Annotated in this window: 4 protein-coding genes; 2 read left to right on the top strand and 2 right to left on the bottom strand. The window is 64.5% G+C overall.

Annotated features, from left to right (window positions below):
- The first annotated feature begins 400 nt into the window (after positions 1 to 400).
- A complete protein-coding gene (locus ACFYP3_RS37140; RefSeq protein WP_388842500.1) occupies positions 401 to 694 on the top strand; it encodes a hypothetical protein in 294 nt (97 codons plus the stop codon).
- 411 nt (positions 695 to 1,105) lie between these two features.
- Here the strand turns inward: ACFYP3_RS37140 and ACFYP3_RS37145 are convergent, their stop codons facing one another.
- Positions 1,106 to 1,867, bottom strand: coding sequence for a peptidoglycan recognition family protein (locus tag ACFYP3_RS37145; protein ID WP_388842503.1), 762 nt, complete (start codon positions 1,865 to 1,867; stop codon positions 1,106 to 1,108).
- Positions 1,868 to 2,293: 426 nt separating this feature from the next.
- On the opposite strand from ACFYP3_RS37145, the gene ACFYP3_RS37150 reads away from it, so the two are divergent.
- A complete protein-coding gene (locus ACFYP3_RS37150) occupies positions 2,294 to 2,533 on the top strand; it encodes a hypothetical protein (protein ID WP_388842505.1) in 240 nt (79 codons plus the stop codon).
- Between the two features lie 144 nt (positions 2,534 to 2,677).
- Here ACFYP3_RS37150 and ACFYP3_RS37155 read toward each other — a convergent pair whose 3' ends face one another.
- Complete coding sequence (locus ACFYP3_RS37155) at positions 2,678 to 3,553, bottom strand: helix-turn-helix domain-containing protein (protein ID WP_388842507.1); 876 nt, start codon at positions 3,551 to 3,553, stop codon at positions 2,678 to 2,680.
- Positions 3,554 to 4,076 lie beyond the last annotated feature (523 nt).

Consider the following 4,076-nt stretch of genomic DNA (forward strand, 5'->3'; position numbering starts at 1 on the left):
AACGCGGGCTCGGCCAGGACGGCTCCGACGCCGTGATCACACCAGCCACACCAAGATCATCTCACCCGTGACCAGCAGTTACGGGACAACCCTTAGGAGAAGCCACAACGATGAGATCCTCCACCTCCGGCGACCACGCCTCTGGGAGCACGGCGATCCTTGGAATCAGCCATGCCGTCTGCGGCCCCTGCTCGGAGGCTCAGGGGGAGCTGAAGGCTGGCCCCAGCGCCGCACCCCTATTGCGGTTTTCGGGTTGTCGTCGGCGGTGACGGTGTGTGATCCTCGCGGTATGCCGGGGGTATGCGTTGTCCGGAGGGCGGGTACCTGACCGAGTCGGGCGTTTCGTGAGGGGATCCGGCTTCAGGACGGCGAGTGGTTCGAGGCGGGAGAGAAGACTGCGGTGAGCACGAAGGACCCGCGGGTGAGTGTGCGGTTGATGCAAGGCTGGCGCCATGCCTGGCACGCAGGCGGCAGCGAGTCATTCTCCCCTCCACGGGGGCCGACGAACTCCCCGGTCGTCACCGGCGCCCAGTTCACCGGGCTCAGGAGGAACCCGGCAGTACACGGCTTCGCCGAAGAGCGGCTGGACATGGACTGCGCCGCGATCGACGGCTACACGCCAGGGCCCTCAAAGGAGGGGTTCACCGGACCTTCGCCGGTCGGCCACGTCCGCCGGAAAGCAGACACCACCTGATCACCGCTCGACACGGCACACCACTCGCCGTCTCGCCAACCAGCGGAAACCGCCAGGACGTCACTCAGCTGATGCGCCTGCCCGACGCAATACCCCGCATCCGCGGGGTCCGTGGTCAGCCACTGCACCGCCCTGGCCGGCTGTTCGCCGGCCAGAGGTACGGCTACGACAAGTAGCGCCGCTTCTTGAGGGCCTGGGGCATCACCTCGAAGTGCGCCCGCAAGGACACTGTCCACGGTTCCGGGCCGGGCAAGCTCGCCGGGACGCGGAGCGGACCTTCGCCTGGCTCCACCAGTTCAAACGGCTCCGGACCCACTACGAGATACGAGCCGACCACCACCTCGGACCAACCCAACACGCCTGCAGTATCACCTGCTTGCCCGACTCCGAACCGCATTCTGAAAAGATCAGTTAGTAGATACTTGGCCACCGGCCCTGGGCTGGCCCCGCCGATTGCACGAGCTCTTCAAGCGGCGTGGGCCCGCCGATCGCCTGCCAGGCGCCGCACGGGGTGACAATTGCCTGGGCCACGTCACTTCGGAGGCCCGGAAGCATGGCGTACAGGACGTCGCCGGGACAGGCCGTGGCATTGAAGTCGCGGTGGCCGAAAATCTCGCCAGGTGCGATTTCGTACTGTCGGCAGATTTCTGCACACATCTCCACGAGTGCTGCGTACTGCGTTTGAGAGGGGGCCGAGCTGCAGTAGTTCCCTTCTGTTTCGATGCCGATCGAGACAGTGTTCTGGTTGGCACAATGGGAGCCGATGATGAAGACCTCGCCGCGCCTGAGTTCGCGAAGGCTGTGTTCGCGGCCTTCAAGTAGATGACCCCCTCGGCTGACAGTGAAGTGCTGCCCGGAATCGCTCCAACCCAGAGCCTGCTGGTGATAGTGCTGCATCGCGCGAGCCAGAGCGTACGCTCGTCCTAGGTCCAGCTCCTGCGTGTTGGGAGTCGCGGTGTGATGAACGATGATCTTCCTGGGTGGCTGGCCTGAATACTGTACCCTGCGCAGCGGCTTGGCTGCGCCCCAGGAGGCTCTGTCGTGAATCGAGAGGCCCGAGTTCGTAGCAGCGGATGCCGAGGTTGTAGTCTTTGCGGGAAGAAATAAGGCTCCCGCCGTCAGAAGGCCGGTACGTACGAAGGAGCGCCTACCAAGGGGGCGGTGCTGGGACACAATGCTTTCCTCTCATGAAATTACATCTGACAGTCCATGAGAGACGAGTCTTTTTCTGTCGCCTCACAACGCGCCGGTTACCTAGTGCGACGACCGAGTGGATTACGGCGAATGGATGGCAAACGAAGGCACCCGGACCCTCTTTACTGTGTTGGATAGTCTTGGCTGGCCCTTGAGCTATTCGGGTCGGGCTGCAGCTCGCCGATTGGTTAGGTTGGTGCGGGAGGCACGGGCACTTCGCGTGTCGCTGCCTTTGGCACCGTCTGGCTGGGCGGTAGACCGGAAGCATGCCAAAGCGATGTCCGTATCCGGGTGACTGTTCGATGCCCGCTGGAAGTGGATGGAGCCGCTGCATGCGGCCTGGTTCGAGCGCCGGGAGGGGCCCTGGACTTCGGTCGGCCGCCCGGGCACAATCTGCGGGACATCATGGGCGCGATCTTGTATGTCGAGGGGACCGGGGTACGACGGCGCTACCTCGCGCATGACCTCCCGCGCTGGGACACGGTCTACGGCTACCGCCTCACGGGTGCACGAGGAGGTGTACGCCCAACACAACGGACTCCTTCGGCAGCTGCTGTGGAAGAAGGAGCGACGGGACGGCGAACCGTAGGCGTGTGTGATTGTCTCTCAGAGCGTCAAGATCTCCTCCAGTGTCCCTGCCGGTGACCCGGGCATCGGCGCGCTCAGGAAGATCGTGGACCGGAGGCGGAGCCTCGTCACCAACACGCTGGGCTCCTCCTGGCTGGGCTGCCTACCGCGGTTAGCGTGCAGCATTCCTTAAAGGCAATAGACATAGCGGTGGTGTAGGTGTCAGGTGGGTGGGGCGGGTCTGCCCCAGACCCGTGTCCGTGCCCGCCGGTTGAGCTGGGCGGTTGCGAGCTCGGTGGCCTGGGTGATCTCGTCAGGTCTGGCGAAGGACTGGCCGGCCAGGGCGGCTTTGCGGAAGATGCGCCACCAGGCTTCCTGGAGGTGAGCCAGCACGCGCCGACGGGGATGAAGACGTGCTTGATCCTGTGATGGTCCTCGAGCCAGGTCCGGGTGGAGATGCTGTTGTGGGAGGACAGAATGTCGGGGATCAAGATGTCGCCGACAGGGTTTGCTTCCTCCAGCCTCTGGAGAAACTGCTGGCAGCAGGACACTGTTACGGGAGGTGGCACTCATGGTGACCTGTTGTCCGTCCCTCACTCGCAGGCCGCGGTAGACCCAGGTCTTCTCCAGCCCGCGACTGTAGTCGGTCTTGTTCTTGATGCGGCGGTCGTCAGGGGACCAGTCCGGTCCGGGAGGGAAGGTACGCGGAATCACCGGCCCGAGTTCATCGGCGCAGACGACTGTCGCACCGGCGGGCGGATCGGTGTAGAGACCGATGATCCGCGTCCTTTTCCCTCGACATCGTTGTCCTTCGATCGCACCCCGAGCGGGCCATCTGACACCCTCGGCCAGCAGAAACCGGCGGACCTGCGACCTCCCCACTGTCATGCCGGCCTGCCGGGCGGCCTGTGCCAGCGATTCAAGCGTCCACTCACGCGCGTCCGCCTCGTCGTCCGCCGCCGGTCCACCGTCCTCACCCCTGGTCAGACAGCCCGGAGGGGCCTGCCGGACCAGAGCTACGATCCTGGAACGTTCCGCTTCCGGGAGCCGCCGGGGACGACCACTGACCGGCCGGTCCCCAGCCCCTCCAGCCCGCACTCGTTGAACGGCGCAGCCACCACCGCACCGTCTCCGCGCGACACTGCCGCTCCGCCGCAATCGCCGCCACCCGCAAACCTTCCCAGCTCAGAGCGATGATCCGCGCTCTCATCACAAGATCGGCCGGCGCCTTCCGGGCACCCGTCAGCCTGGCGACCGCCTTCTCCTCCTCCGGCCCCGAAGGAGTCCGGGCACACAGCCACGCACGCATAACCCCCCACCAGCCACCACCCAACATGGGGTTATTCCCACTACTTGAGGAATCAAGCAATAGTTCTCCAGCAGCGGTCTATCACGGATTAGGTGTGGTTCGTCTGGGCTGCGTGGCCTATACCTGATTGGCGGTAAGGCGGCTGGCGAAGGGGACGTCGAATTCGTTGAGGCCTTCCAGCGGTTACTCCAGCGCCGGCGTCCGCGGCGGGTGGGATCTAGGGTCCGTCTTCAAAAGATCGTTCGATGGTGGATCATGTTTTTCGTGATCCGTCGCCATGAACTGACCGATTTCGAGTGGGAGTTGCTGGCT

It is taken from the genome of Streptomyces sp. NPDC005533 (assembly GCF_042871845.1).
In the GTDB taxonomy this organism is placed as follows: Bacteria; Actinomycetota; Actinomycetes; order Streptomycetales; family Streptomycetaceae; genus Streptomyces.